Annotated in this window: 23 protein-coding genes, 1 tRNA gene and 3 pseudogenes; 25 read left to right on the top strand and 2 right to left on the bottom strand. The window is 41.3% G+C overall.

The window, feature by feature from the left end; translation table 11 throughout:
- The 22 genes and pseudogenes from FC36_RS00880 to FC36_RS00780 all read left to right on the top strand — a co-directional run.
- Positions 1–576: LPXTG cell wall anchor domain-containing protein (locus tag FC36_RS00880; RefSeq protein ID WP_156409489.1), on the top strand; the 576-nt coding region annotated here is incomplete at its 5' end.
- A 142-nt stretch (positions 577–718) separates the two neighbouring features.
- Positions 719–901 carry a hypothetical protein gene (locus FC36_RS12360; protein WP_025020202.1) on the top strand — a complete coding sequence of 61 codons (183 nt, stop codon included), beginning with the start codon at positions 719–721 and terminating at the stop codon, positions 899–901.
- A pseudogene (gene tnpB / locus FC36_RS12670) lies at positions 894–1,240 on the top strand (IS66 family insertion sequence element accessory protein TnpB). Before FC36_RS12360 ends, tnpB begins: the two are co-directional and overlap by 8 nt.
- Positions 1,241–1,295: 55 nt before the next feature.
- A pseudogene (locus FC36_RS11480) lies at positions 1,296–1,529 on the top strand (transposase domain-containing protein).
- A pseudogene (tnpC, locus tag FC36_RS00865) lies at positions 1,486–2,433 on the top strand (IS66 family transposase); the annotation flags it as partial. The pseudogenes FC36_RS11480 and tnpC, both read left to right, overlap by 44 nt.
- A complete protein-coding gene (locus FC36_RS00860) occupies positions 2,433–2,918 on the top strand; it encodes a GmrSD restriction endonuclease domain-containing protein (protein WP_035191247.1) in 486 nt (161 codons plus the stop codon). The pseudogene tnpC and the gene FC36_RS00860, both read left to right, overlap by 1 nt.
- Entirely contained in the window at positions 2,881–3,141 is a 261-nt protein-coding gene (locus tag FC36_RS00855; RefSeq protein WP_051990315.1) for a hypothetical protein, read from the top strand. Before FC36_RS00860 ends, FC36_RS00855 begins: the two co-directional genes overlap by 38 nt.
- A 16-nt stretch (positions 3,142–3,157) precedes the next feature.
- Positions 3,158–4,465, top strand: coding sequence for a nucleotide-binding domain-containing protein (locus FC36_RS00850; RefSeq protein WP_023860169.1), 1,308 nt, complete (start codon positions 3,158–3,160; stop codon positions 4,463–4,465).
- Positions 4,466–4,806: 341 nt separating this feature from the next.
- Positions 4,807–5,013 carry a hypothetical protein gene (locus tag FC36_RS00845; protein WP_023860168.1) on the top strand — a complete coding sequence of 69 codons (207 nt, stop codon included), beginning with the start codon at positions 4,807–4,809 and terminating at the stop codon, positions 5,011–5,013.
- Between the two features lie 554 nt (positions 5,014–5,567).
- Entirely contained in the window at positions 5,568–5,960 is a 393-nt protein-coding gene (locus FC36_RS00840; protein WP_023860167.1) for an IS110 family transposase, read from the top strand.
- 243 nt (positions 5,961–6,203) lie between these two features.
- A complete protein-coding gene (locus FC36_RS00835; RefSeq protein WP_025020205.1) occupies positions 6,204–6,515 on the top strand; it encodes a hypothetical protein in 312 nt (103 codons plus the stop codon).
- Between the two features lie 205 nt (positions 6,516–6,720).
- The gene (locus tag FC36_RS00830) at positions 6,721–7,680 is read left to right on the top strand and encodes an acyltransferase family protein (protein WP_162149478.1); all 960 of its coding nucleotides are present in this window, start codon (positions 6,721–6,723) and stop codon (positions 7,678–7,680) included.
- A 70-nt stretch (positions 7,681–7,750) separates the two neighbouring features.
- A complete protein-coding gene (locus FC36_RS00825; RefSeq protein ID WP_025020207.1) occupies positions 7,751–8,362 on the top strand; it encodes a DUF1349 domain-containing protein in 612 nt (203 codons plus the stop codon).
- A 138-nt stretch (positions 8,363–8,500) separates the two neighbouring features.
- The gene (zwf, locus tag FC36_RS00820; protein ID WP_023860162.1) at positions 8,501–9,967 is read left to right on the top strand and encodes a glucose-6-phosphate dehydrogenase; all 1,467 of its coding nucleotides are present in this window, start codon (positions 8,501–8,503) and stop codon (positions 9,965–9,967) included.
- Between the two features lie 41 nt (positions 9,968–10,008).
- Positions 10,009–11,094, top strand: a complete 1,086-nt coding sequence (gene dinB / locus FC36_RS00815; RefSeq protein ID WP_025020208.1) for a DNA polymerase IV — start codon at positions 10,009–10,011, stop codon at positions 11,092–11,094.
- Between the two features lie 79 nt (positions 11,095–11,173).
- Complete coding sequence (locus tag FC36_RS00810; RefSeq protein WP_025020209.1) at positions 11,174–12,520, top strand: DEAD/DEAH box helicase; 1,347 nt, start codon at positions 11,174–11,176, stop codon at positions 12,518–12,520.
- A gap of 257 nt (positions 12,521–12,777) precedes the next feature.
- Positions 12,778–15,423 carry an alanine--tRNA ligase gene (alaS, locus tag FC36_RS00805; protein WP_056986657.1) on the top strand — a complete coding sequence of 882 codons (2,646 nt, stop codon included), beginning with the start codon at positions 12,778–12,780 and terminating at the stop codon, positions 15,421–15,423.
- A 38-nt stretch (positions 15,424–15,461) separates the two neighbouring features.
- Entirely contained in the window at positions 15,462–15,728 is a 267-nt protein-coding gene (locus FC36_RS00800) for a hypothetical protein (RefSeq protein ID WP_025020210.1), read from the top strand.
- A 113-nt stretch (positions 15,729–15,841) separates the two neighbouring features.
- Positions 15,842–16,765 (top strand): L-lactate dehydrogenase, encoded by a 924-nt coding sequence (locus tag FC36_RS00795; protein WP_025020211.1) that lies wholly within the window; start codon positions 15,842–15,844, stop codon positions 16,763–16,765.
- Between the two features lie 100 nt (positions 16,766–16,865).
- A complete protein-coding gene (locus FC36_RS00790) occupies positions 16,866–17,237 on the top strand; it encodes a TetR/AcrR family transcriptional regulator (protein ID WP_025020212.1) in 372 nt (123 codons plus the stop codon).
- Complete coding sequence (locus FC36_RS00785) at positions 17,227–17,577, top strand: PH domain-containing protein (RefSeq protein WP_025020213.1); 351 nt, start codon at positions 17,227–17,229, stop codon at positions 17,575–17,577. The genes FC36_RS00790 and FC36_RS00785 overlap by 11 nt, the downstream gene beginning before the upstream one ends.
- A gap of 73 nt (positions 17,578–17,650) precedes the next feature.
- On the top strand, positions 17,651–18,562 hold the full coding sequence (locus FC36_RS00780; RefSeq protein WP_025020214.1) for a DMT family transporter: 912 nt from the start codon (positions 17,651–17,653) through the stop codon (positions 18,560–18,562).
- 149 nt (positions 18,563–18,711) lie between these two features.
- Here FC36_RS00780 and FC36_RS00775 read toward each other — a convergent pair whose 3' ends face one another.
- Complete coding sequence (locus tag FC36_RS00775; RefSeq protein ID WP_023860153.1) at positions 18,712–19,086, bottom strand: DUF4828 domain-containing protein; 375 nt, start codon at positions 19,084–19,086, stop codon at positions 18,712–18,714.
- Positions 19,087–19,313: 227 nt separating this feature from the next.
- Between FC36_RS00775 and FC36_RS00770 the strand changes: the two genes are divergently transcribed.
- The 3 genes from FC36_RS00770 (at position 19,314) to FC36_RS00760 (ending at position 21,767) form a co-directional block, all read left to right on the top strand.
- Complete coding sequence (locus FC36_RS00770; protein WP_025020215.1) at positions 19,314–20,315, top strand: Gfo/Idh/MocA family protein; 1,002 nt, start codon at positions 19,314–19,316, stop codon at positions 20,313–20,315.
- Between the two features lie 24 nt (positions 20,316–20,339).
- On the top strand, positions 20,340–21,644 hold the full coding sequence (locus FC36_RS00765; protein WP_025020216.1) for a DEAD/DEAH box helicase: 1,305 nt from the start codon (positions 20,340–20,342) through the stop codon (positions 21,642–21,644).
- A 49-nt stretch (positions 21,645–21,693) separates the two neighbouring features.
- A tRNA-Arg gene (locus FC36_RS00760) sits at positions 21,694–21,767 on the top strand.
- Between the two features lie 70 nt (positions 21,768–21,837).
- Here FC36_RS00760 and FC36_RS00755 read toward each other — a convergent pair.
- Complete coding sequence (locus FC36_RS00755; RefSeq protein ID WP_056986656.1) at positions 21,838–23,073, bottom strand: aminopeptidase; 1,236 nt, start codon at positions 23,071–23,073, stop codon at positions 21,838–21,840.
- Between the last annotated feature and the right edge of the window lie 113 nt (positions 23,074–23,186).

The raw sequence follows: 23,186 nt of genomic DNA, 5'->3' as shown, positions 1-23,186 counted from the left end.
ACTTCAAAAGATGATCTAAATAAGGCTATCAATAATGGTAATTCTGCTAAGACTAGTGGCAACTATGACAATACTTCAGATCAGAATCGTGATGATTTGAATAAAGCAATCGATCATGGTAACCAAGTCAAGAACGATCCGCATGCAAGTCAGAAGGATATTGATGAAGCTGCTAAGGATATCAATAAAGCAATTGACAATGTAAATAACGGTCAAACTGATGCATCTAAGAACAAACCTGTAATTCCAACGACCAAGACCCCAGTAGGTGATAACAGTCACTTAACCGATGATGAAAAGGGTCAGGTTAAGGACAATGTCCAAAAGAGTAATTCGAATGGCAAAGTTACTAACGTTGACGATCAAGGCAATACTACGATTGAACCGGCCAAGATGGTCAGCGTCAAGGAAGCTGCGCCTGCTGAAATGACTGCCCAAAAGGCTGCGCAAGCTCAAGACCAGCTGCCGCAAACCGGTGAAGACAATTCCAAGGCCGCCTTTGGCTTAGGACTTGCTTCTATTCTTGGCGGGATCGGCATCCTGGGTGCTTTCAAGCGCAAGAAGAAGGAAAACTAAATAAACCCGAAAAAGGCAGATAATCTCAAGAATTGAGGGCATCCGCCTTTTTTTCGTAAGCGCCCAATAACACGGTATCTATTACCCGCCGGCCAATAGTCATATACTGTTCTTAACAATTGAATAGGAGGAACACGATATTATGACTAAACATCCAATCGTACCGCTCGAGTTGCCGAAGGACAGAATCAGGCCCAGGAATAAGCTTCCAAAGAACAGGCTTGTCCTTAATCTGAAGTCCAATGGGGTTGAGCTGTCATTTTACAGTGATGCCACTAGAGAGCTTATGCTCGAAGTCGTAGACAGGTTCTTGAGCCATGATTAATCTGGCTGAATTAGGTCGAGTGTTCATTGTTTGCGGTAAGACCGACATGCGACGAGGAATTGATTCGCTTGCTTACATAGTTAAGAAGAGCTTCAATCTCGATCCATTCTCCGGATGCGTCTTCTCTTCTGCGGCAGCCGAAGAGATCGCTTTAAAGCACTTTATTGGGACGGCCAGGGCTTCTGTCTGCTCTATAAGCGCTTCGAGAACGGGAAGCTGGCCTGGCCAAACAATGAAGACGAAGTTCGAGAGTTGTCCGATGAACAAGTCATGCGCTTGATGCAGGGCTTTACCATTGATCCTAAAATTAATATCGCAAGAGCTCGTGAATTGTATTGATTTCACGAGCTTTTCTGGTATTCTCATGATTATGAATCAAGGAGGGACAATAACCATGACCGAAAAAGAAACCTTAGCTTTAATCGAAACGCTTAAAGCAAATAACGAAGAATTGCTCAAGCAGGTTGCCCTTCTTACTGAACAAGTTGCTTATTTGACTAATAAGCTTTACGGCAAGTCTTCCGAAAAGAGAGCTGTCAACCCAGATTAGCTGAGCCTCTTTGAAGAAGACAACGCCTCCCAAGATGACGAGGACTTGCCCTCGCATTACCGAAACTATTACCTATAAGAGACGCAAGCAAGTCGGCAGAAAGCAAGATATCTTAGACTCTCTGCCGGGCGAGGAGGTTCATTACCAGTTGGATGACCTTACCTGCCCAGACTGCCAGCACGAACTGAAAGAGATCGGCAGCTTCTGTGCTAGACAAGAGCTACTCTACATTCCAGCCCAAGTTAAGAGAATCGATCATATCCAGCACTCTTACAAGTGCCAGCACTGCAGTGATAAAGCACCAGCCGACAAGATTATCAAAGCTCCTGTACCCAAGGCTCCGTTAACCAACAGTCCTGGCTCAGCTTCTTTGATCGCTGATACGATCTATCAGAAGTATGTTCTCAAGGTTCCTGCCTACCGACAGGAGAAGGACTTGCGGCGTATGGGCCTTCCGCTTGATCACAAGACGGTTTCGAATTGGCATATCAAGGTTTGTGAGTACTACCTCTCCAGCCTATACGAGCTCTTGAGAAAAGAGCCGCTAAAGCTGGATGTCATTCACGCAGATGAGACACCATATCGAGTCTTGGATAGCGAGAGGGCCAAAGACTACATTTGGACCTTCTTGTCAGGCAAGCATGCCGAGAAGCCGATTGTCCTACATCACCATGGATCACGAAAAGGCGCGGAAGCGTGGGATTTCCTCACAGGCTTCAGCGGATACCTTCATTGTGATTAATATCCTGGCTATTTACGATTAAGCCAGCAAGATGTGACTCTTGTTGGCTGTATGGCTCATGCAAGGCGGAAGTTCCATGATTCCTTGCCTAAAAGAGAATCCGACGCGACTTCGGTGGCTAATCAAGGGATCCATTACTGTAATCAAATGTTTAGCCTAGAGCGCGCCTGGGAAGACCTTTCCGCCGAAGAGAGGTACGAGAAGCGTCAGTCCGAATTAAGACCTCTGCTAGAGAAGTATTGCGTCATATTAATGCCATGGACAGTCGAGTGGTTTATCCTTACTTTTTCACGATGCTGGAGATGGCTTCAACGGGTGAAGTTAGTCAGGATAATGTGGTTGAAGTTGCTCGGATCATGGAAAGCTATCTTTTCCGACTGAAGGTCTGTCAACTCCCTACTAATGGGTTAAATCGCACAGTAATTGCCTTGTGTGATAAGACAAAGGCAGCTGGCGATTATCGGGCAAGGTTAGTTTCATTACTGAATGCTTCCTTCCCGGATGATAAAAAATTTGCGGACAGTTTGATGAATGTTAACTTGTACAGTTTACGAAATAATCTAGCTAAATTAGCATTAGTAGTTCTAGAAGAATCGCGAACTAAGGAAACCATCGACTTTGATGATGCTCAGGTTGAACACATTATGCCACAACGGCTAAACAATGACTGGCGAATTGAGCTCCCTAATGCTAACCGGATTAATGAAGATATGGAAGATACGTGAGGAATATATTTCATTATTAACTGATTTTACATCGTTATCTGAGTCAGTAATAATAGATAAAAGAGATGCTTTATTATTAAAAACTGCAGAAATATATGATGCTCAATTACAAATATCAGATGAAGCGTATAATCGAGCACAAAAAGCTTTAAAAGATGATGAAGAGCAATTCTTTACACAGATAGAACTTAATAAGATGCTTCCTAAACATCTTAGAAAATAGGAGCTGATAGCTGAAGATGTCCTTAGCAAATGATTTTGAAAGTTTTTGTAACTCTAAAAATTTTGAGTTATCTGACGAGATGGATACTACAATTAAGGAGATAACTAAAAAATTAAATTCAAAATACTATGATTTGAGCAGTGAAGAAAAAGATCATATGTACATTGTAGGTTCGATGGGGAGAATGACGGCTGTTAAAAATAGCAGTGATCTGGATCTATTATTCGATTTACCGAATTCACTTTTTTCAAAATATGATAGTTATGAATCAAATGGTCAATCTGAATTGCTACAGAATGTGAAAGAAATACTGAAGGAACGTTATCCTAAAACTTTTATAAAAGGTGATGGACAAGTTGTAGTTATTGAATTTACGAAATACACTGTTGAATTAGTTCCAGCTTTCAAGCAATCGAATGGAAGATTTAAATATCCCGATACACATAATGGTGGAAGTTGGAAATATACTGATCCGTTAAGTGAACAAAAAGAATGTATGGAATCCTCCAAGAAGTCTTCTGGGGCATTTATTAATTTTTGTCACATTATTCGTGAGTGGAAGAATAATGAGGGATTTAAATTTGGTGGTCTATTAATTGATACATTTGTATTTAACTATCTTAATAGTTGTACGTTTGAGGATGACTATTCTTTTGATAATTATTTAGAAATTTTCAAGAGTATTTTAGATTATGTAGGAAAATTAGATAAAAATCAAAGTTACTGGTATGCGTTAGGTAGTAATCAGAAAATTTTTAATAATAGCAAGGGTAATTTTGTATCAAAAGCAAAAAAAACATTAAAGCAGATTCAAGATGCCGAGAGCAATGAAGATGATATGAATAATGTTCTTAGGGAAATATTAGGTAATGATTTTCCTAAGTCTGAGAGTTCAAAATTTCTAACTGAAGAATCGCTAGCGTTCAAAAAAGCATATGATAATACAGAAGAATTTATTGAAGATGTATTTCCGGTTGATATACGTTATTCACTTCAAATTGATTGTCGTATTTCTCAAAACGGTTTTAGAACGTTCTGGCTACGTAAATCTCCAAATATGTATATTGGTATCAAAAAAGAGCTAAGGTTCTCAGTAACTAGTACCGATTGTCGAGATTATGATGTTTTTTGGAAGGTTAGGAATGTTGGAAACGAAGCAATTAGAAGAAATTGTATTAGAGGGCAAATAGTAAAAGGAAATAATCAAAAGATAGAACATTCACAATTCAATGGGAACCACTACGTTGAATGTTATCTCGTAAAAAATGAAGTATGTGTTGCACGGTCTAGAATAGATGTTCCAATCAGTACATTATTTAATTGACTGTTTCCCTCAATCCGATATAAACCAAATTGGTCCATCAGACACAAGTGTGTTCGTGATGGGCCAATTGTGGGTATTAGCGGTAAAAAGTTGAGTGATGCTAGGAACGTTGATTTGGCAGCTTTCGGTAATGTCTTAGGCTAGACGGCAAGGGTACCGGGACACGTTAAATCCGTAACCGTCCTCGAACGCACACAATTTGATTAAAAATTGGTGAGGGGTTGAATGGCCCACTGTAACATATATCCAGTTAATGCTGATGTTGAGGCACAGTGATTTGTCTATTATCACTAGTGTCGCATTAAAATAAAGCACTTCAAGGGCGCAAGCAAATTATAACCATGCTAATGAGGCGTTATGCTACCCAAGATGCAGTCAAAAAAGCACAAGCAGATTTAGAAGTTAAACAAGCATATCTTGACAGTTTGGCAAATGCGAAGGACTATAACAAAATAGTACAAGCCCAGCTAGCAACAGCTCAAGTGGCTAAACCAATTTTGAAACAAGTAGCCCAAGTAGCTACAAAGAAGTCGTTTTCTAAGCAATGACCGCAAACTGTTGAAGCAAAAGTAAGTAGTTTAGTTGTCGTCTACTTACTTACTTTAACAACGATGTTTGCAACTACTTTTGGTTGGCATAAAGACGAGAAAGAATAGTCTTTAGAATTAAAAATTCTATTATACAATGATGACAAAAAAGCTGAAAACTAAAAAAGGCGCTACCCTAAGGATAGCACCCAGCACTTAATTAGTCTTCAAGCCAAGACTTGAGTAACTTCTTAAGTACCTTTTTGATTGTACCAACTGGCACAATGATGAATAAAACGTAAATTGACATCAGGAGTTTTCCTCCTCCCTAGTGCTACGGGTTGGTTAGACCTAACGCACAAATGGTTGGGCTGGTTACCTAACTGTAAGCGTGGGGACTAGCGAAAGTTAGTCCTTTTTTTGTGTCTAGTTACTTAAAGCCAATATGACGTGCAACAAAAAAATATATATTTTAAGCAGCTAAGATATGAGTTCGGTAATCAATCCGTGAAATCAGGCCATTAAAGAAATCTATCAAAGAGTTTGACAAGGCGATTGAAGACCTTGTACAAACAATGTCAGAATACAAGTGTCTGGAAAGTATCCCGGGCGTAGGCCCGGTTTACGCAGGTGGTATTCTAGCTGAAATTGGTCAAATTGATCGATTCGCAGACCAAGCCAACTTAGCGAAATATACTGGATTAACCTGGAAAAAACACAATTCAGGTAAGCGTCAATCAGAAAATACTCCCCTTATGCGAACGGGTAACCATTTCCTGTGGTATTACTTAGTTGAGGCCGCAAACTCGGTTATAAGGTATGTGCCGGAGTATAAGGCATTCTATCAAAAGGAAGCAGACGAAGTCACCCGCAATAAATACAAACTAGCAGTCACAATGACCGCAAGGAAATTTACGCGCTTGGTGTACACTCTACTAAGTGAACACCAACTCTATGTGCCAAAGTAGGTGAATGGAGATAAGAACTAATTTCTTATGCGTATAACTCCTTAATCAGTTCATAAAAGCGCTTTTTACGGCTGATCTTATTTGAGTGCACCCTAATTTAGGTTTTACTTTCAAAAATAAGTTAAACTTTTTCTTGACTTATTACTGATGTGCTTACCCAATGCTATTCGCTAAACTTAATGACATTGTATGTAGTAGTTGGTGTATAATAAAGGCAAAAATAATTGAAAGGATAACATATTTATGGAACTTAAAGATTTTACCGAAAAAGAGCAAGAACAAATAAAAACGGGATTATCGACGGCGGTGATTGATGATAAGGAAGCGGCTGATAAAATTTTAGCGTTGGTTCCAGCAGGCTGGATTAGAAAAATTCCTTTCTTTGTCCGCAAACATGCGACGACTAAAACAGTTGAAAGAATTAAGAACCAGAATCCGGAACTATATGCTGTTGCTAAACGACCTGGCGAATTACCAGAGAAAGAACGTGAAGAGCTTCGGCAAATTATTACCGGGATTTTTGAAGAAAAGATGAATAAACACAAGATTAAGTAAATAACGAAACTTAGAAAAGTTTTGCAATTTAAAGCCTTAAGAAATTATATTTTCGAAAATATTGATTTCTTAAGGTTTTTGTCATTGCTAGTTCTAAAAATTATTGGAAAAGCTAATTATTTCCAGTTTCTAGTTGGCTAGAAGGTAGTTTATTTGGAACTATGGTAAAATGGAAAAGATTATTAGCGATTGGAAGGAAAAAGTAATGCATAAAAAAGAAAGAATAGAATGGGTCGATATGGCCAAGGCGCTTGCAATTTTGGGGATGATTGCCGGTCACGAGCTAAATTCAGAAGGATTCTTGGCGTCTTTGATTTATTGTTTCCACATGCCAATCTTTTTTATTTTATCAGGCTATACCTCACGGCCAGTAACAACTTGGGCGGCTTGGGGTAAGAAATTCTGGAAATCTTTTAAGAAAATCTATTTGTTGGCGGTCATAGTGCTCTTAGTGCAAATGGTTTTAGCTAACATAGTTGGTCATGGCGATTGGGCACAACTGAGTCAATCTTTTTTGCGGAATTGGTATTGGGCCTCGAATAATAACCAAGTGGCGAGTGTAGGAGTTATGTGGTTCCTATTTGCGTTTTTCTATGGAATTTTGGTTTATGATGGTGTCGGCGTCTTAGTTTCAAACTATCGGTATGCCGGTCTAGTGTACCTAGTTTTATCTGCACTCGGGATGGCGATAGCGTTTAAAGTGTGGCTACCTCAAGATTTGGATTTAGCGTTAGTAATTCCTTTCTTCATGTGGTTTGGTCGCTGGCTGAGGGAAAGTCATTTTATTGGGTCGAAGTTAGCACGTTATGTGTTAGTAATTTCTACTGTGATTTGGATTTTAGCGGGACAGCAAAGATTTCACATTGAAATTTCTATTCGTCATTATCCAGGCTTTTTCCTATCAGTATTAGTGGCATTGCTAAGTAGTTTGGTAATTATCTACGTGTCACGGGGAATTTTATGCTTACCTTATGGTTCAAAATTATTAGTTTTTGGGCGCCATACACTCCTATTGATGTGTATCCACTCCCTTGATTTGTACTGGACCTGGTGGGGCGTTTGGGTTAATGGACCTTGGAAGTTAATTCTACGTGTGGCATTAGATTTAATGATATTTACGCTTATTTTAGGTTTTCGTCAGCTTTGGCAACGGAAAATTAAATAAAACTAATGCAAATTGTGTTATAAAAATTATTGCTTGGTAAAATCAAATAACTAATTTGGGAGGAAAAAGTTTGAAAATTAAAGCAACAGAATGGTACTGGATACGGGCGCCACGGGAATATGAAATTACCGATGAAAAAATTAAAATTGTAACCGAACCGGGGACGGATTTGTGGCAACGGACTTATTATCATTTCCGTAATGATAATGCACCGGTTTTACAGGTGAAGACTACTGAAAAAATTTTTTCTTTTGTGGTGAAGACTAATTTTGCCAGTCATCACCGTTTCGATCAATGTGGTGTAGTTATGTATTTGGATAGCGATAACTGGTTGAAGGCCTCAATCGAATATGAAAGCGCAGACTTTCAACATCTTGGTAGCGTTGTAACTAATCAAGGTTATTCGGATTGGGCCACGACTGAGATTCCTGCGAATATTAAATCTATGTGGTATCGTTTCAGTCGCCGAGGGGCTGATTTTCGCTTGGAATGCTCGGAAGATGGAGTGACTTTCAAGCAAATGCGGATTTGTCACATGTCTCAAGTTAAAAATGAAATTAGTTTTGGAGTGTATGCTTGCAGTCCAGAAGATTCATCTTTTGTAGCGGAATTTACCAATTTTGAAATCATGGATTGTCAATGGTTAGCTCACGATGGTCAGGCCCCTGATGTGGAACAATAAATTTATTAATATTTTGGTAAGTAACTCATGGGGACTTTGAGCTAAATTACTTGTTTTATTAAGAGATAATTAGTAAAATAAAAGTTAGATTTAGCCAGTAATGGTAGCAATAAAAACAGAAAGTGGTGCTTGATTACTATGAGAAAAGAAGAAAAGGCGCTCATCGTTATCTTTGGGGGGACGGGCGACTTAGCGCAACGCAAGTTATACCCTTCCTTATTTAATTTGTATAAACGGGGCTTTTTAAAAGATAATTTCGCAGTAATTGGAACGGCACGCCGTCCTTGGAGTGATGACTACTACCGTGAAATTATTATCAATGCGGTGGGGGATGCCGAAGATATCAATGGCCAAGCAACAGACTTTGCCAGCCACTTTTACTACCAATCACATAATGTCAATGATACAGAACACTATGCAACTTTAAAGCAATTGGCTGATAAGTTGGATGATAAGTACCAAATCGGTGGTAATCGCGTCTTTTACTTAGCGATGTCACCAAGTTTCTTTGGGACGATTGCCGCACACCTCAAGTCCCAAAACCTAAAGACAACGACCGGTTACAACCGTGTGATTGTTGAAAAACCATTTGGCCACGATTATGAAAGTGCCATGGTCTTAAACGAAGAAATCGCCCAAGCTTTCCCCGAAGAGGAAGTTTACCGTATTGACCATTACTTGGGTAAGGAAATGGTGCAAAATATTCCTGCTATTCGTTTTGGAAATAATATTTTCAATGCCTTGTGGAATAACCGCTATATCAGTAACATCCAAGTAACCTTGTCAGAATCCTTAGGGGTCGAAGAACGGGGCGGTTACTATGATACGGCGGGGGCTTTACGCGACATGATTCAAAATCACACCTTGCAAATTGTGTCCTTGCTGACCATGTCAGCGCCTGTCAGCTTCACGGATACCGATATTCGTAATGCTAAAATCAATGCTTTAAAGTCTTTACGAGTTTACAAGCCGGAAGAAGTAGCGCAAAACTTCGTCCGTGGTCAGTATGGTCCCGGTTCTGATAAACCTGGCTATCGCCAAGAAGATATGGTGGATGCAGACTCTATGACCGAAACTTTTGTAGCTGGGAAATTGGAAGTCAACACTATGGATATGGCTGGAGTACCGATTTATGTTCGGACTGGGAAGCGGATGCGTGAAAAAGCAACCCGCGTGGATGTAGTCTTCAAACAAGTACCAAATAATGTCTTTGGTGAAGGTGATAATACCTTACGTCACGATGTCTTGCACATCATGATTGATCCAGAACCGAAGTTGAGCTTACAACTCAACTCAAAGACCATTGGTCACTCTTATGAATATGATACGAATAGTTTGAACTTAAATTACAGTGTGCCTGCCGAGCAAAGGGCCAACATTCCAGAAGCTTATGAAAAATTAATCTTGGATGTTTTACAAGGCAAAGCCTCAAATTTTGCTTCTTCCAAGGAATTGGAATACTCCTGGAAGTTCATTGATTCTGTGCGTCAAGCTTGGGATAAGAATATCGATGATATGATTTTTCCTAACTATTCATGTGGGAGTATGGGGCCAAAAGCAGCAGATGCGCTCTTAGAAAAAGATGGTAACCATTGGGAATTTTAAGGTAAAGCCGGCCGCAGGGTCGGTTTTTTTTGGAGGAAAAATTGGAAACTCGAAAAATTATTCATGTGGATATGGACTCCTTTTATGCAGCTGTCGAGATGCGGGATAACCCGGTTTTATTTCAAAAACCTCTGGTAATTGGGCGTGATCCCAAACATTCCAATGGTCGTGGTGTAGTGGCGACAGCCAACTATGTAGCCCGGGCCTACGGGGTTCATTCAGCCATGTCAACAGCTCAGGCTGCCAAGCTCTGTCCGGATGCCGTTTTTTTAAACCCAGATTTTGAAAAATACCGTCAAATTTCCCAGGAAATTCATGCGATTTTCCACAGCTTTACCGATGTCATTGAACCGGTAGCTTTGGATGAAGCCTATCTGGATGTGACTCATAATAAGCGTCAGCTTGACTCACCGGTAGTTTTAGCCCATCAATTACAACAAGAAATTTATCAAAGTCTGCGCTTGACTTGTTCGGTAGGGGTGGCCCCTAATAAGTTTTTGGCCAAGTTAGCTAGTGAATACAATAAACCTATGGGTTTTACCATGATTTCTCAAGAAGATATTGATGCTTTTCTCTTGCCTTTGCCGATTGGAAAGTTCCGCGGAGTGGGGGCTAAAACTAAAGAGAAAATGGAAAAACTAGGCATTGAAGACGGAGCGGATTTACGGGCCCAAGACTTAAACTTCTTAACGCAACATTTTGGTAAACAAGGCTTCTTCTTTTACAATTGTGCGCGTGGGATTGATGATCGGCCAGTCCAGGCCCAGCGACAGCGTAAATCTCTTGGATATGAACGGACCTTTGATCAGGGTTTAACGACCTTGGTGGAGGTTAATGACTTTTTTAAGCGTGCAGCTAGCAAGATTGTTGCCAAGTTAGAGGAAAAGAAGTTACGAGCCCAAAGCTTGGTGGTAAAAGTGCGTAACAGCAATTTTGAAACGATGACTAAGCGTTATAGTCAAAAAGATTTTCTGGAAAACGATGTCGAAATCCTGGTTGCCCGAGCAGAGACGCTCTTTGAAGAAATTCAGGTTAGTGAACCTTACGATGTCCGCCTTTTGGGTTTAACAGCAACTGGTTTAGAAGAAAAGCAAATTGAAAACATTACCTTAGACCTTTGGGGCTAGCTTGAAATCTGGGGCTTTTTTGGGTAAAATTAATTAGTTAGAGTAAAAAGAACGAAAGTAGATATATAAGGAGTAAACATTGAAATTTACAGAATTTAATTTAAAGCCGTTCATTAACGAGGCTTTACAAGCGATTGGCTTTAGCGAGCCTACACCGGTGCAAGAACGCTTGATTCCTATGATTCGCAAAGGAAAAAGTGTAGTCGGTCAATCCCAAACCGGTAGTGGGAAGACTCACACCTTCTTATTACCCATCTTCAACAATATTGATGAAGATTTAAATAAAGTTCAAGCCGTTATCACAACACCAAGTCGGGAATTAGCCTACCAAATCTACGAGGCTGCTAAGCAGATTGCAGCCCATAATGATAAAATTTCGGTTCACAACTATGTGGGGGGGACGGACAAGAAACGGCAAATTGAAAAACTCAAGCACAGTCAACCTCAAATCGTGATTGGAACACCGGGACGGATTTTAGATTTGGTGCGGGAAAATGCTCTAGATATTCACAATGCCCACTACTTGGTTGTGGATGAAGCGGATATGACTTTGGACCTAGGATTTTTGAAGGAAACGGATGCCATTGCGGCGACTTTACCACAAGACTTACAAATGTTGGTCTTCTCCGCTACTATTCCGGAAAAATTAAAACCTTTTTTACGGAAGTATATGTCTAATCCGGTGATTGAAGTCATTGAAAATAAGACCGTAATTTCTTCGACAATTGACAACTGGTTGATTTCTACCAAGGGTCGTGACAAGAATCAATTAATTTACCAGCTCTTAACGATGGGAGAACCTTATTTGGCTTTAATTTTCGCCAATACCAAGACTAGAGCAGATGAGCTAACAGATTATCTGCGTAAACAAGGGCTCAAGGTTGCCAAGATTCATGGGGGTATTCAACCACGAGAAAGAAAACGAATCATGAAAGCTGTGCAAAACTTGGAATACCAATACGTGGTTGCCACTGACTTGGCGGCCCGCGGGATTGATATCGAAGGGGTTTCTCACGTGATTAATGATGACTTGCCTGAAGACTTGGAGTTTTTCGTGCACAGGGTAGGGCGGACCGGTCGGAATGGTATGTCCGGAATTGCCATGACTTTATATGCGCCTAATGAAGAAGATTTGATTGAAGAACTCGAAGAGATGGGGGTTAACTTCAAGCCTAAGAAATTAGTCAACGGTGAAGTGGTGGATTCTTATGATCGTAACCGTCGGGAAAAACGTCGGACTCGTAAGCAAAGTGTGGCCGGAGAGCTGAAAGGAATGATTTCCAAGGCTAAGAAGAAGAAAAAGCCAGGTTACAAGAATAAGATTAAGCGCGCCATCAAGAAGAATGAACAACAACGGCGTCGGATTGAACGACGTCAAGAGATGCGTGCTATTCGTAAGAAAAATAAAGCAGAAAATCGTTACTAAAAGAATTGACAGTGAGCGGATTTTTTTCTATACTTGACTGTATTGTAAGACATGTTAATTAAAGTATGGCCTTCAAGAAAGGGTTCGGTTGCTGTGAGAACCTAGGCGCCTTAGTTAATGCTCCTTACCTAGTAAATATGTAAATAAAAAGCTTAAAGAGGCAAACGAAACATCGTTGGCAAGTAAGGTGGTACCGCGCTTAGGCGTCCTTACTTTTCAACGGTGTTTTTTCTTTTTAAGTCCAGAAAGGAAATATCATGAAACAATTAACCAGTGCCCAAATTCGGCAAATGTACCTTGATTTCTTTAAAACTAAGGGTCACGACATCATGCCTTCTGCACCTTTAGTGCCTAAGGATGACCCAACTTTACTTTGGATTAACTCCGGAGTTGCCACGATGAAGAAGTACTTCGACGGTTCTGTTGTACCTAAGAACCATCGGATGACTTCTTCCCAAAAATCAATTCGGACTAACGATATTGAAAATGTAGGCCACACTGCTCGCCACCATACTTTATTTGAAATGTTGGGGAACTTCTCCATTGGCGATTACTTCAAAAAAGAAGCCATCACTTGGGCTTGGGAACTCTTAACTAGTCCAGACTGGTATGCTATTGAACCAGAAAAACTTTACGTGACCGTTTATCCTAAAGATACGGATGCTAAGCGTATTTGGTTAGAGGAAGTTGGCTTGCCTGAAGACCATATTGTGGAAATGGAAGATAATTTCTGGGATATTGGGGAAGGTCCTTCTGGTCCCGACTCCGAAATTTTCTTTGACCGTGGGCAAGAATTCTCTGACGTGGCTGAAGATGACCCTGAAAACTATCCTGGTGGTGAAAACGAGCGTTATTTAGAAATTTGGAACATCGTCTTCTCCCAATTTAACCACAAGCCAGATGGTACTTACGAAGATCTTCCTCACAAAAATATTGATACGGGGATGGGACTTGAACGGGTGGTTTCTGTCTTCCAACACGCTAAGACTAATTTTGAAACTGACTTGTTCTTACCAATCATTGACAAGACGGCTGAATTATCTGCAGGTAAGCACTATGGGGATGATGCTACTGCTGACGTGTCCTTTAAGGTGATTGCCGACCACGCGCGGGCGGTGACATTTGCCATCGGCGATGGGGCCTTACCTTCCAATGAAGGTCGCGGTTACGTTATCCGGCGTTTAATCCGTCGTGCTGTGATGCACGGGCAAAAGTTAGGCATTAACGGGGCTTTCTTATACCAATTAGTACCTGTCGTTGGTAAGATTATGGAATCAGCTTACCCAGAAGTCTTACGTGATGCGGAATACATTCAAAAGGTGATTCGCATGGAAGAAGACCGTTTCCAAGAAACCTTAAAAGATGGGGTTGCGATGTTAGATGACTTAATTGCTAAAACCAAGGAAGCCGGTCAATCCGTTTTACCAGGTAAGCCAGTCTTCAAGTTATACGATACTTACGGATTCCCATTTGAATTAACAGAAGAATATGCTAATGACGCAGGTTTAACGGTGGCTAAAGATGAATTTGACGCCGAAATGCAAGCACAAAAAGACCGGGCCCGCGCTGCACGTTCTTCAGCGAAGTCCATGGGTGTCCAAAATGCCCTCTTGACTGATATCACCACGCCTTCTGAATACGTAGGTTACAGCAAGTTAGCTTGCGATGGTATCTTAGAAGACATTATCTTTGAAGATGAATTAGTGGACAGCTTAGCTGCTGGCCAAAAAGCGCAAGTCATTTTTGATAAGACTCCATTTTATGCTGAAATGGGGGGACAAGTGGCTGACACTGGTTTTATTAAGAATGCTGAAGGTAAGACTGTTGCTCAAGTTGAAGACGTGCAACACGCACCAAACGGGCAAAACATGCACACAATTATGGCGTTAGCTGATATGACTAAGAAGTCCAGCTACCGCTTAGAAGTAAATGTAGAACGCCACGACAAGGTGAAAAAGAATCACACGGCAACCCACCTCCTAGACCAAGTTTTACGCGACGTCTTAGGGAGTCACACCCACCAAGCTGGTTCTTTAGTGGAACCAACTTACTTGCGTTTTGATTTCACTAATTTAGGAGCCGTAACGGAAGAACAATTAGCCAAAGTTGAAGCTATTGTCAACGAAAAAATCTGGGCGAATATGGCTGTGGAAACGGTTGTAACTGACTTAGAATCCGCCAAGAAGATGGGGGCAATTGCCTTATTTGACGATAAGTATGGTGATGAAGTGCGCGTCGTGAAGGCTGGCGACTACTCTATGGAATTCTGTGGGGGAAACCACGTGGATAACACCAATGAACTTGGTTTATTCAAGATTGTTTCTGAATCAGGGGTCGGCGCTGGTGTCCGTCGGATTGAAGCCGTAACTTCCAAGGAGGCTTATGAATTCTTAGAAGGCCGTAATCATTTACTCCAAGAAGCCGCTACGCTAATGAAGGTTGCACAAATTAAGGAAGTGCCTAACAAGGTTCAAGCCTTACAAGCCCAAATCAAGGAATTGGAAGCTACGAAGCAAGCTTTGGAAGACAAGTTTGCCAGCCAACAGGCCAAGTCCGTCTTTGAAAATGTGCAAACGATTGGTACTTACAGTTTGATTGCTTCCCAAGTTAACGTTTCTGGGATGAGCCAATTACGTCAATTGGCTGATCAATGGAAGAGCCAAGGTTTGTCTGATGTCTTAGTCTTAGCGACTGCTGTAGATGGCAAGGTGAACTTGATTGCTGCGGTGCAAGATGAGGCTGTTAAGGCTGGTTTAAAGGCCGGTGACTTAATCAAGACCATTGCACCACTTGTTGGTGGTGGCGGTGGGGGTCGTCCTAACATGGCCCAAGCCGGTGGTAAGAAACCAGAAGGAATTGACCAAGCTCTAGCCAAAGCTAGTGAATGGTTAGCAGAAAAATAAAAATTATTATGGGAAGAGTCCTTGGGGGCTCTTTTCGTATGAAAGGACAAAAGATGAAGCCAGAAGAATTATCACAAAAGTTACAATACCAAACCCAAAAAGAAGTCGATGAATTACAAACAATTTTGAACAAGTTAAATGGGATGAGCTTGGTTTTAAGTAAGGCCATGAAAAATGGGGTCGTGGTTGATAAAAAAGCTTACAATGACTTCGCCCAAAAATATAATGATTTAGTTAAGGCGGTTGATTTTGATTTAAAACGCGCTAAATTACGTCAAGCCAAGACTTTTGACTTGGAAAAATAAATTTTTGCATCCTGGCTTACGCCGGGATTTTTTATTAAATGAGAAAAATTTATTGTTTTATGATAAAAATGAGTGTATTATGAGATAAACTAAAAGAAAGAGGAGTGATTTAGATGGCACGAAAAATTGGTGTAATCGGAATGGGAAACGTAGGGGCTGCGGTGGCTCATTATGTTGTGTCTGCTGGCTTTGTGGACGAACTCGTTTTAATTGATAAGAACAGCGCTAAGGTGGAGGCTGACGCCCTAGATTTTCGGGATGCCATGGCTAATCTTCCTCACCGGATGGATATTTACACGAATGATTATCAAAAACTTGCCGATGCGGATGTAGTAATTTCCGCCCTGGGGAACATTAAATTGCAGGACAATGCTGGTGATGATCGTTTCGTCGAATTACCTTTTACCAGCAAGAACGCCCAGGAAGTAGCTCAAAAACTTAAGGCGGTTAATTATCAAGGTAAGATTATTGTCATCACTAATCCAGTCGATGTAATTACTTCTATCTTTCAAGAAGTAACAGGCTTACCTAAAAATCACGTGATTGGGACGGGGACGCTTCTTGATTCAGCCCGGATGCGACGAGCCGTTTCCGAACAATTAGGGATTGATTCACGTTCCGTGGTGGGTTACAACTTAGGAGAACACGGAAATTCCCAATTTACTGCCTGGTCTACAGTGCGAGTTTTAGGGCAGCCTATTACTGAACTTGCCCAAGGTCGGGGCTTGGATTTGGATGCTTTGGATCATGAAGCTAAAGTCGGGGGCCATACGGTCTTCCACGGTAAAAAGTACACCAACTATGGGGTGGCAACGGCAGCTGTTCGCTTGGCCAACACCATCATGTCCAATGCCATGACTGAATTGCCAGTTTCCAACTATCGGGAAGAGTATGGATGTTACCTCTCATATCCTGCTATTGTGGGAGCCGACGGGGTGGTGGAACAACTCCAGCTTGATTTAACAGCGGAGGAATTGAAAAAACTTCAAGTTTCTGCGGATTACATCAAGACCAAGTATCAAGAATCTATGGCTTAGGCCAGAATGAAGTCAGTTACGGCTGGCTTTTTTATGTGAATTTTTATTTATTTGTTCAACAAAAATTGACTGACTGGTCAATAAATAATACCATTGATTTATGGGAAGAAAGAAAAAATTTGATCAAAACTTGGTTTTAAAACAAATCACGCAGGTCTTTGTCCGGTATGGATATGAGGCGACCTCTATGGATAATTTAGTTCAGGCCACGGGTGTCTTGCGGGGAAGCTTATACGCTGCTTTTGGCAGTAAATTGGGTATGTTTCGGGCGGCTTTAGCTTGGGAGGAGAACGAATTAAGCGACCAATTGATTCTAATTGCTATGATGGAGTTGAGTGCTCGTGACTCCCAAATTAAACGGATGGTTCAAATATGGTACCAAAAACAAAATGCGACCCAAGTGACCATGAAGTTAGGGCAACTGATTTTAGCCCGCAGTCAAATCTTAGGAGTTGATAGTGATGAAGAATAAAGTTGACATTCAAGGTGATAAATTAATCGTGGCACCGCAAGGATTGCATAAAATCTGGGCTTTAAAAGGCCAAATCACGTTGCCACTCAGTCATGTCAGGGGGGCAACTTTAGATAATGGTATGCTCTTAGAAAAGAGGGGGCTACGTCTGGGCGGAACGGCTATTGGGGGATATTATGCCGGAACTTTTGTGAAAGCTGGTGAAAAAGTTTTCTATAATGCAAATCTAAAAGACCAAGTGGTGGTCATTACTTTGCGTGATGAGGACTATACCTCTCTGGTTTTAGGGGTAGAAAATCCTCGAAAATTGGTGGATGAAATCAATAGTCAGCTAACTTAAAGTGCGTTATACTAAGAAGGCCGGGTTATAAACGCGGCTTTTTTGAATTGGTGAGAAAGGATGAAAATAACTTGTGAAAAAACTCAAAGGAATTTTGATTTTGCTATTAGTAGCTTTGATTTGGGGTGTGGCCTTTGTCGCCCAGGATAAGGCCGGAGATGTCATTGGGGCCTTTACCTTTAATGCGTCCCGGAATTTCTTAGCGGTTGCCTTTCTAGGAATTTTTCTCTTAAAGCGTAAGAGTCATGGCCAATTACCTCCGGCTAGCAAGCAATTGTGGTTAGGAGGACTTTGGATTGGACTGGTCTTGTTCATTGCCGAAAGTTTCCAACAATCAGCGATTGCTTCCTACCCAGCGACCGCTGCGGTTTCAGGACGTTCTGGCTTTTTAGCCTCAACCTATGTAATTTTTGTGGCTGTAATGGCTTGGATTGTCGGACGCAACCGAAATTTTTTAACTGCGGTTGCTGTAGTTTTAAGTATCTGTGGGATGTACTTTTTATGTTTGACCCGAGGCTTAAATGAAATTTATTTTGGCGATATTTTAAATGTCGCCTCGGCCTTCTTCTTTGCCCTCCATATCCTGGTTATTGACCGCTATCGCAGGTTGGACAGCTTGATGATTTCTTGTCTCCAGTTTGTGGTGGCTGGGAGTCTAGCTCTACTTTGTGCCTTAGTTTTTGATAGTTTGACTTGGGCTAACTTCCTCGAAGCTTTAGTTCCAATTATTTATGCCGGAGTTATTTCTAGTGGTGTGGGTTATACCTTGCAGATTGTGGGGCAAAAATATGCTGATCCAGCTTCCTCAGCCTTGGTTCTAAGCTTAGAGTCGGTTTTTGCGGCCTTAGCGGGCTTTATTCTTTTAGGGGAAGTATTAACAGGCCGTGAATTTTTCGGAGGTATTCTGGTTTTTCTAGCAGTGATTTGCGCCCAAATACCGGATATCCTGATGGTTTATCGCAATCAAAAAAATATGCCAAGATAAAAGGCTGAAAGTTACGTTTTTAGCGTTCTTTCAGCCTTTTGGTAATTCCAATAACTACGGGGAGGGAGCTTGTTTTTCGCAACTGCAATTTATTTCTACCGTCATAGCGAATACTTGCAAGCAAAATAAAAAAGCCAGCAATTGCTGACTTAAGCTAAAGGTGAATCTCCTAGCTGGTAGACGCGATTATCGGCTTCATCGTAAACACTAATGGGATGATTATCTACGGCATCAATTCGTAGTTGGTAGCCGTAGTTATCTAAAAAAACAAGTTCTTTGTTATCAATACTAATGACTTTTCCGGCGAGTTGACGTCGGTCTAAAGAAATCGTTAAATCGGCGCTTATTTCTAAGTGATGTTGGCGTCCATTTTCTTCATCAGTAAAAACCCAGTTACCAACATAAATTAGAGGTATAGTGGCTACAGTAATTTTAGCAACGTGCTTATTAGAACGGTGCAACACGTTTTTAATATGTTCTAAAAAAGGTACTCTAGCCACGACAATACCGCCTTTCTCTTCCATCAATAAATCCCCCTGTGTCCATAAATGGTTATGTACTAATTCTAAAATTATTTATACCTATCATATACCACTTGTCTTCGAAGCAAAAGGGGGGGAACGTTTTTTTAGCAATAATGAAACTTTGTCATAAAATTGACATTGAAACCGCTTTATATAATAAAAGATTTTAGTGGGAATTTCTGTTATAATTTAGCTGAAGAACTTTTTTGAATAGTGAGGTTAAATCTATGGTAAAATTAGGAGTTATCGGAACAGGAGCAATTGCCTTAAGCTTTGTGAAAGCTGCTAGAAGTGCAGATTATTATAAATTAACAGCGGTATATTCCCGGCGCCAGGAAAGCGGTCAAGCCTTCGTTGAAAAGACAGGATACCCAGCGCAAACGTATACTAGTATACAGGAATTTTTCCAAAAAGGTGATTTTTCAGTGGTTTACATTGCTTCACCCAACAGCTTGCACTTTGAACAAATCAAGTTGGCCTTGGAAGCAGGTAAAGATGTGATTGTAGAAAAACCAATGGTAATTAACCCAAAGCAAATGGCGGCCGTAAAGGATCTATTAGCCCAACATCCTGAAAACTACCTTTTTGAAGCTGCTCGACATCTACATGAACCAGCCTTTCAAGTGGTTCAAGAAGCCGTGGCGAGCCTCGAAATGAAGCAAGGGGGGCACTTAACGTATATGAAATATTCCTCCAAGTATGATGCCTATTTAGCTGGAGAAGAACCTAACGTCTTTACCACTAAATTTGCCGGAGGAGCTCTCCAAGACCTGGGGATTTACTTAGTTTATGATGCTGTGGCTTGGTTCGGTAAACCGGCTAGTGTGGAATACAAGGCCCACATGTTGAAATCGGGCGTGGATGGTAGTGGGGAGGCTATCTTACACTATCCTGACTTTGATTTGATTTTACATGTTGGTAAGACGATGAACTCCTACCTTCCTGGTGAGATTTATGGTCGCAAGGAAACGATTGTTATGGATAATGCGGCTGAATTGACGGACGTTAAGTTAGTAGGTCCACGGGCTGAAGTTAAAATTGGAGGTCGATTAGTGGATGAAAATCCGCTCTTAGCTGAAGCAATGGTTTTTGGAAAAATTTTAGTTAACCGAGATCAACCTGAAAATCGTCAGAAAGCAGCCCAATGGTTGGCTTTAGCAGAAGAAGTCAATCAGGTTCTTTATGACCTTCGGCAAAGTGCCGGCATTGTCTTCGATGACGAAAAATAGAGAGAAAAGGATATATTAAATATAATGAATCCAAAATTTGAAGCAAAATTTACTGCGGAAGGTTTTACGCGCCTAGCGCCTATTCAAACCGCCGTCTATGATGACTTACGACAAGGTAAAGATGTCTTGGGTCTAGCGCCGACGGGATCGGGGAAGACTTTGGCATATACCTGGCCTTTATTAGAGCAAATCTTGCCGGGTGATGGAGTGCAATTATTGATTTTAGCGCCATCCCAAGAATTGGCCAGTCAGATTACCCAAGTAGTACGGACTTGGGCCCAAGTCTTAGACTTAAGTGTCTTAGCTATTATTGGGGGTGCTAATGTTAAACGGCAACAAGAAAAGCTTAAAAAACGCCCCGAAATTATTGTAGGGACACCAGGGCGCTTGTTGAACTTAGCCAATGACAAAAAGTTAAAGCTTCACAAGCTTCAAGCGGTCGTAGTTGATGAAGCCGATGAAATGTTGGCGCAAAAGGAAACCTTGGCTGATGTGCGGGATTTAGTAAGTCGCGGTCCCGCAGATAGTCAATTAGCTTTCTTCTCAGCCACTACCACGCCGGTTTTAGATGAATTACATCGTTGGTTTGGTGTTGATGTAGTAGTTAAAGATGTACGCAAAATTGACGACACTCAAGGTGAAGTAATGCACTATTTGATTGAAACTCCCGTACGTAAGCGGACAGATGCCTTGCGGCGTTTAGCCAACTTGGATGACTTTGCGGGGTTAGTCTTTGTTAAGCAAACGTCAACCTTAAAAGAAGTAACCGATAAGTTACGGCATCATAAAGTACCGGTAGCTTCTTTATCAGGTGAAGGTCGGCAAGTTGAACGTCAACAAGCCTTAGCAGCTTTAAAAAGTCGCAAAATTAAGCTTTTGATTACCACAGATATTGCTGCCCGCGGGCTGGATATTCCTAATTTACCCGCTGTGATTAATTATGATTTACCGCGTGACATTAATACTTACATTCACCGTAGTGGACGAACTGGCCGGATGGGCGCGACCGGGATGGTGATTAATCTAGGAAATGAGCATGCTTTGCGGAACTTTCGGCAAATTTTGCGGACTGGTGACTATCGCGTTAGTCCGGCTTTCTTAATGGCAGGACATCTGGCCCTCCGAGATGAGATTGGATACTTGGACGCCCGTACAGGTGATCCATTAGACTTGCAAACGCAAACCTCCAAGCCAGCCATCAAAAAAAACAAGGTTAAAAATAAGGCCCAAGTTGATACCAAGATTGCGGAAGTCAAGCCTAAGCGTAAGAAAAAGCGCAAGCGGGACCAAAAGAATAAAGGGATGCGTCGTAAAAAACAAACAGACTAAACCTTGACTTTAAAAAGAAAAATTTTTATACTATAAGAGATAATAGTATGTATCTGTAGCTCAGCAGGATAGAGCAACCGCCTCCTAAGCGGTAGGTCATCGGTTCAATTCCGATCAGGTACATTGATTATTTCTGGTTAAATACAAAAAAGCTATCCGTTGAATGGATAGCTTTTTGTGTAGGCAATTTTATTTAAACCCAGTCCCCATTACGAAAGACCGGGATGATAGTACCATCTTTTTTGATACCGTCAATGTTCATTTGGGCAGACCCCACCATGAAGTCGACGTGAGTTTCTGAAACGTTAAGACCGTGCTCCATTAACGTTTTATCATCCATTTTCGTCCCACCTTGGACATTAGTTGGGTAGGCGGATCCCAAAGCGAGATGGTCACTAGCATTTTCATCAAAGAGGGTGTTGAAGAAGGTAATCCCTGATTGCGAAATTGGAGAAGGATCAGGAACTAGGGAAACTTCCCCTAAGCTTTTGGCCCCCGGAATTGTTAAGAGGTGATCGAGAACTGCTTGGCCTTTTTCAGCCGTGGCTTTGATAATTTGACCATCCTTAAATTCAAAACGCATGCCTTCTAAGACAGAACCTGCGTAAGAAAGGGGTTTAGTAGAGCAGATATAACCATCGATGCGATGGCAATCGGCAGCGGTGAAGACTTCTTCAGTTGGCATATTGGCCATAAATTCAACACCGTCACTGTTCAAGGAACCAGCAGCTTCCCAAATGTGATTTTCAGGTAAACCAACTGTGAAGTCAGCCGTTGGTGCGGTGTAGTGGAGGGCGGAGAACTGTTCTTGGTTCAACCATTCAGCTTTAGAACGTAATTTTTGGTCGTGGGCTTGCCAAACAGCGACGGGGTCGTCACCTTCATTGAGGTGGCAAGTCTTAAAAATTTCTTCCCAGAGTCGGTCGACACTTTCTTTTGGACTAAGGTCGGGGAAGACTTTTTGAGCCCATTCTTGACCAGCAGCGGCCACGACGGTCCAGCTCAAATCATTGTTTTGGGTAGCCTTGCGGACAGGTAAGTTTGCCTTGCCAAGGGCTTTTTGGTAGGCACCAATGCGACTAGCCTCGACACCCCCTAAAGCGTTAGGATCATCAGACATAACTGAAATCCGAGCAGCTTTGTGTTCGGCGATGTATTGAGCTTCAGCTTTTTGGTAGTCAGGAATATTGGTCAAAAATTCTTCCGGGGCGTTAGTCAAGAATTGGCGGGTGTTAAAGGAATCAGACCATTTCACAATCACCTTACCAGCGCCCAATTTGTAGGCTTCTTCAACAATTAAGTGAGCTAATTTTTGTTGGCTCACAGAAATGTAAAGGATGACCACTTGCTGGGGTTGGATGTTAACCCCAACTTTGGTAATCAGTTGGGCGTATTTAACTAGTTTTTCATCAAAATTAGGAATAGACATGAAATCACTCACTTTAATTTAATTGTTTGTCTAATTAAATATATCATGAAAGCGCGCATTTTGGCAATAAGCTTGCTATAATAAAGACAATAGTAAATACGGAGGAATTTCTG

Source organism: Ligilactobacillus equi DSM 15833 = JCM 10991, from assembly GCF_001435735.1.
Classification (GTDB): domain Bacteria; phylum Bacillota; class Bacilli; order Lactobacillales; family Lactobacillaceae; genus Ligilactobacillus; species Ligilactobacillus equi.
Note: the sequence above shows the minus strand (reverse complement) of the source record. Positions and strands in the feature narration are given on the sequence as shown.

Excerpts from the sequence above, each read along its gene's own strand:
- FC36_RS12360 (WP_025020202.1), top strand. The coding sequence starts at position 719 with ATGACTAAACATCCAATCGTACCGCTCGAGTTGCCGAAGGACAGAATC.
- zwf (WP_023860162.1), top strand. The coding sequence starts at position 8,501 with ATGAGAAAAGAAGAAAAGGCGCTCATCGTTATCTTTGGGGGGACGGGC.
- FC36_RS00755 (WP_056986656.1), bottom strand. The coding sequence starts at position 23,073 with ATGTCTATTCCTAATTTTGATGAAAAACTAGTTAAATACGCCCAACTG.
- FC36_RS00770 (WP_025020215.1), top strand. The coding sequence starts at position 19,314 with ATGGTAAAATTAGGAGTTATCGGAACAGGAGCAATTGCCTTAAGCTTT.
- FC36_RS00840 (WP_023860167.1), top strand. The coding sequence starts at position 5,568 with ATGTCAGAATACAAGTGTCTGGAAAGTATCCCGGGCGTAGGCCCGGTT.
- FC36_RS00855 (WP_051990315.1), top strand. The coding sequence starts at position 2,881 with ATGCTAACCGGATTAATGAAGATATGGAAGATACGTGAGGAATATATT.
- FC36_RS00775 (WP_023860153.1), bottom strand. The coding sequence starts at position 19,086 with ATGGAAGAGAAAGGCGGTATTGTCGTGGCTAGAGTACCTTTTTTAGAA.
- alaS (WP_056986657.1), top strand. The coding sequence starts at position 12,778 with ATGAAACAATTAACCAGTGCCCAAATTCGGCAAATGTACCTTGATTTC.
- FC36_RS00765 (WP_025020216.1), top strand. The coding sequence starts at position 20,340 with ATGAATCCAAAATTTGAAGCAAAATTTACTGCGGAAGGTTTTACGCGC.
- FC36_RS00790 (WP_025020212.1), top strand. The coding sequence starts at position 16,866 with ATGGGAAGAAAGAAAAAATTTGATCAAAACTTGGTTTTAAAACAAATC.
- FC36_RS00830 (WP_162149478.1), top strand. The coding sequence starts at position 6,721 with ATGCATAAAAAAGAAAGAATAGAATGGGTCGATATGGCCAAGGCGCTT.
- FC36_RS00835 (WP_025020205.1), top strand. The coding sequence starts at position 6,204 with ATGGAACTTAAAGATTTTACCGAAAAAGAGCAAGAACAAATAAAAACG.
- FC36_RS00850 (WP_023860169.1), top strand. The coding sequence starts at position 3,158 with ATGTCCTTAGCAAATGATTTTGAAAGTTTTTGTAACTCTAAAAATTTT.
- FC36_RS00845 (WP_023860168.1), top strand. The coding sequence starts at position 4,807 with ATGCTAATGAGGCGTTATGCTACCCAAGATGCAGTCAAAAAAGCACAA.
- FC36_RS00800 (WP_025020210.1), top strand. The coding sequence starts at position 15,462 with ATGAAAGGACAAAAGATGAAGCCAGAAGAATTATCACAAAAGTTACAA.
- FC36_RS00795 (WP_025020211.1), top strand. The coding sequence starts at position 15,842 with ATGGCACGAAAAATTGGTGTAATCGGAATGGGAAACGTAGGGGCTGCG.
- FC36_RS00785 (WP_025020213.1), top strand. The coding sequence starts at position 17,227 with ATGAAGAATAAAGTTGACATTCAAGGTGATAAATTAATCGTGGCACCG.